We start from the raw sequence: 3,722 nt of genomic DNA, 5'->3' as shown, positions 1-3,722 counted from the left end.
TGGACCGCGGGGTTCTCGCTCCACACCTCCGCCTCCCAGTGTGTCGCGGCGGGATCTTCCGGTGGATCGTCGTAGACCGCGAGGTTGTGGCCCGGCGGGAGATCGAACTCGGCCTCGCGGTCGGCGGGTGCGACGGCGACACGCGGGGGATCCCGTCCGGCCGTTCCGAAGCGTGTCACCGCGCCCAACTGCGCCGCCCCGTAGAACGAAAGCACCGGCTCGGGCACGTGTTCGGCGGCGATACACACCTCGTCGCCGGGACGAACGCCCAAGTGTCGGAGCACGTTTCCGGCCTTGTACGAGGTCGTGATGAAATCGCGGTAGCTGTACGTCCGGCCGGACTCGCGGGCCCGGAGCGCGATCCCCGGGGTCCGACGCTCGCGGGCGACGACGTCGCCGAGGGTCTCGGCGTCGGGACACGACGCCGGGAAGTCGGCGTCGGCATCATCGGCTCCGGAGTCGTCGTGGGCGGGGGGCATAGCCGGCGTTCCGTGGGCACAACGCAAAACGGCATCGGCCGAGGCGGTCGGCGTGTAAACGGCCGACTGGTCGGCGGCGGCCGTTACCCGAGGATACCCCTCAGGGCGCGCCCGCGACAACAAGCGTGCTCGCCGCCTCGGCGTGGAGTCGCCGGTCCGATTCGGGGTCGACGCGCACGGCGTCACCGGGGTCCATCGCTACCGACTCGTCGTCGACGACGAGGGTGACGTCGCCGTCGGCGAGGTAGTAGACTTCCTCGTGGTCGCCGTCGCCGTGGTCGTGTTCCATCCCGGCCCACCCCGCATCGACATCGACGACAGTAACGCCGAGGTTTTCGCAGCCGAGCGTCTCCCGGAGGAAGTACATCCCGTCGGCGCGTTCGTTGCCGTCGACGTAGTTGGCTTTCGTGTAGGACATCGACTACACATACCGACGGCCAGCACCTGAACGTGTGGGTGTCGGGCCCCGATCGCGGCGACCAGTCTGTCCGCTCCCGCGCCAATGTCCGACCGCTTCAGCGTCGTCAACCCCCCGAAAATCGGAGCTGTGCAATGCACCTGAGCCGCCGGCTTGATCCGTCGACGGCATCACGCTCCAGCGTCAGGCCGGCCCGCCGCCGTCGGTTGCCGTCCGCGACCCAGGAGCCGCGTCGGCGTGTGTCCCGTGCGCTCCGGACCGTCCAGTGTCGGTGCCGACGGTGAACGCGTCGAGCCGCCGTTGTAGCTCGTCGGTCTGTTCGGCCAGGGACCGCGAGGTGTCCGCGACCTCGGTCAGTGCGGACGTCTGCTCCTCGGCGGCCGCCGAGGCGTTCGCGGCCTCGTTGCTCGTCCGCTCCGCGACCTCGGTCACCTCGTCGATCATTCCCACCGTCTCCTCGGTCGCACTCGCCTGGTCGTCGGTCGCCCGGGTTATCTCCTGGACCCCGGTGTTCGTCTCCTCGACCTGCCGCGCGAGCTCCTCCAACGCGTCGAGGGCCTCCTCGACCGTGCTCGCACCCGCCGAGACCCCCTCCTCCATCTCCCTGATGTCGTCGGCGGTCTCGGTCGTCGACGACTGGATCCGCTCGATCCGGGCGTCGATCTGCTCTGTCGCCTGTGTGGTCTCCGCTGCGAGTTCCTTGACCTGGTCGGCGACGACGGCGAAGCCCTCACCGGCGTCCCCCGCGCGAGCGGCCTCGATCGAGGCGTTCAGCGCCAGTTGGTTCGTCTGGTCCGCGATATCCGAGATCAGGTCCACGATCTCGCTCACCTCCGCAACCTCCTCGACTAACCCCTCGACCGAGGCGATCGTCTCGTCGGTGTTCGCTTCGATCGTCTCCATCTCGTCGATCGCGTCTGCGGCGGCCCGTTGTCCGGTAACCCCGAGGTCGGAGGCCTGCTGGGCCGTCGACGCCACCTGGTTCGCCGAGGCGGCAACCTCCTCGACTGTTCCCGAGAGGGTCTGCATCTCATCCGACGCGTCCCGTAGGGACGCCTGCTGTCGATCGGCCCCGGCGCTGATCTCCTGGACCGACTCGGCTACTTCCCGGCTTGCGGTTCTGATCTCCTCGGCACCCGCCGTGACCTCCTGACTCGATGCGGCGACCTCGTCGGCGAACTCCCGGATCTCCGCGACCGTCCGTTCGAGGTCCGTGGCCATCCCGTTGAACGCCTCGGCGATCTGTGCCATCGCGTCGTTCTCGTCGTCCGGTGTGAGCCGAACACTCAGGTCGCCGTCGGCCGCCCGCTGCATACCCGCGCTGTACTCGTCGGCCGTGGCTTCGAGGTGGTCGACGAGCGCCTCCGACCGCTCGCGTTCCTCCTCGGCTCGCTTCCGTTCGTCTTCCGCCCGCTCGCGTGCGCTTTCGGCCTCGTCGAGCGACTCACGCAGCGAGTCACGCATACTTCCGAACGCCGCGTAGAGCTGGCCGAGTTCGTCGACACGCGCCGATCGAAGGTCGGTATCCAGGTTGCCGGCTTCGAGCGCGTTCGCCTTTGCGGTCAGTTCGTCGAGCGTATCGATCGTTCGGCGTTTGATTAGGACGATGATCACGCCGAACCCGAGCAGCGACGACGCCGCGACCAGGAGGATGTTCCGGGACACCTGCTGTTGGAGGGCGAACATCGTGCTCTTCGGCGAGTGGGTCATCAGCACCCAGTCGGTTCCCTCGACCGGGGCGTATCCCATCGTCATCCGTGAGCCGCCCATCTCCATCTCCATGTATCCGGACTGGCCGTCGAGACCCTTCTCGACCGCCATCGAGTCGACCTCCTCGACGTCCTGTTCGCCCATGTTCTGCGAGCGGATCTGGTCCGTCCGGTGGCTCAGGACGGTTGTCCCGTCGGAGTCGACCACCTTGGTGAACGAGTCACGGACCGGTCGCGGCATCTCGGAGGCCTTCTGTTCGAGGTCGACCACGAGCGCGAGCGCCCGCCCCTCGTGGCCGGGGACTGTCGAAACGAACGCGACGGACGGCGCCCCGGTCTGCGGGTCGACGAAGGGCTCCGAGATCGAAACACCTCCGCTATCGGTCTCGACCGCCCCGTCGCTCCAGGGGTAGTCGCTCCACCCGTCGTCGGTGCCGACCCGGTCGTCGGCCGTACCGGCCCGGAACACGCCCGCCGACGTATCGAGGTAGTGAACGGCGGTCACCGAACTCGGTCCCTGATCACTCTCGACTTTATCCGTGAGAAACGCCGAAATCCGTTCCGGGTCGTCGCTTTGGACTGCCTCCGATTCGGCGAGCACGCGAGTGTACCCCCGGGTCTGTTCCGTCCACTCGCCGAGGGCGGAAGCCTGTGTCTCGGACGCCGTCTCCATCCGGAACGCCACGTCCTGGGAGAGTCGGTCGCTCGTCTGGACGAACGCGAACGCTCCGACGCTCCCAACTGCGATAATTACGACGAGTGCGGCGATCCCCATTTTAACCGCCCACCGTCGCCGAATCCACTGTGGTACGACCCGCTCCGCGACTGAATCCATTGAATACTGGTCCCCACGTCCGAACAAAAAGGATGTCGCGGGAGACTCATATCTGATAACCAAGCGCGTACAAGGCGTATACGACGGCCCACAACGCGGGTGCAGGTCTCTCGGTGGATACGTCACGACCCCGAAATATCGGCAGGGACCCACGTCCGCGGCGTGGCCACCCGACAGGTATCGCTGTGTGGTCACACTGTGCGGCGGGTCGTCGAGAAACCGCTTCCGGATGGCCCTGCCCCCCGCTTGGGATGCCGTGGCTGTCGCTAGCGAGTCGGGGT

General features: G+C 67.3%; 3 protein-coding genes. All 3 read right to left on the bottom strand.

The genetic code is table 11. From position 1 onward, the window contains the following. Nucleotides 1–479 (bottom strand): AMP-binding protein (locus Q0925_RS04130; protein ID WP_299332149.1); only part of this gene is annotated, 479 nt, incomplete at its 3' end. 100 nt (nt 480–579) lie between these two features. Next, a complete protein-coding gene (locus tag Q0925_RS04125) occupies nt 580–897 on the bottom strand; it encodes a cupin domain-containing protein (RefSeq protein WP_299332148.1) in 318 nt (105 codons plus the stop codon). Nucleotides 898–1,080: 183 nt separating this feature from the next. Continuing rightward, complete coding sequence (locus tag Q0925_RS04120) at nt 1,081–3,441, bottom strand: methyl-accepting chemotaxis protein (RefSeq protein ID WP_299332147.1); 2,361 nt, start codon at nt 3,439–3,441, stop codon at nt 1,081–1,083. Nucleotides 3,442–3,722: the final 281 nt, after the last annotated feature.

It is taken from the genome of Haloplanus sp., from assembly GCF_028275055.1.
Taxonomy (GTDB): Archaea; Halobacteriota; Halobacteria; order Halobacteriales; family Haloferacaceae; genus Haloplanus.
Note: the sequence above shows the minus strand (reverse complement) of the source record. Positions and strands in the feature narration are given on the sequence as shown.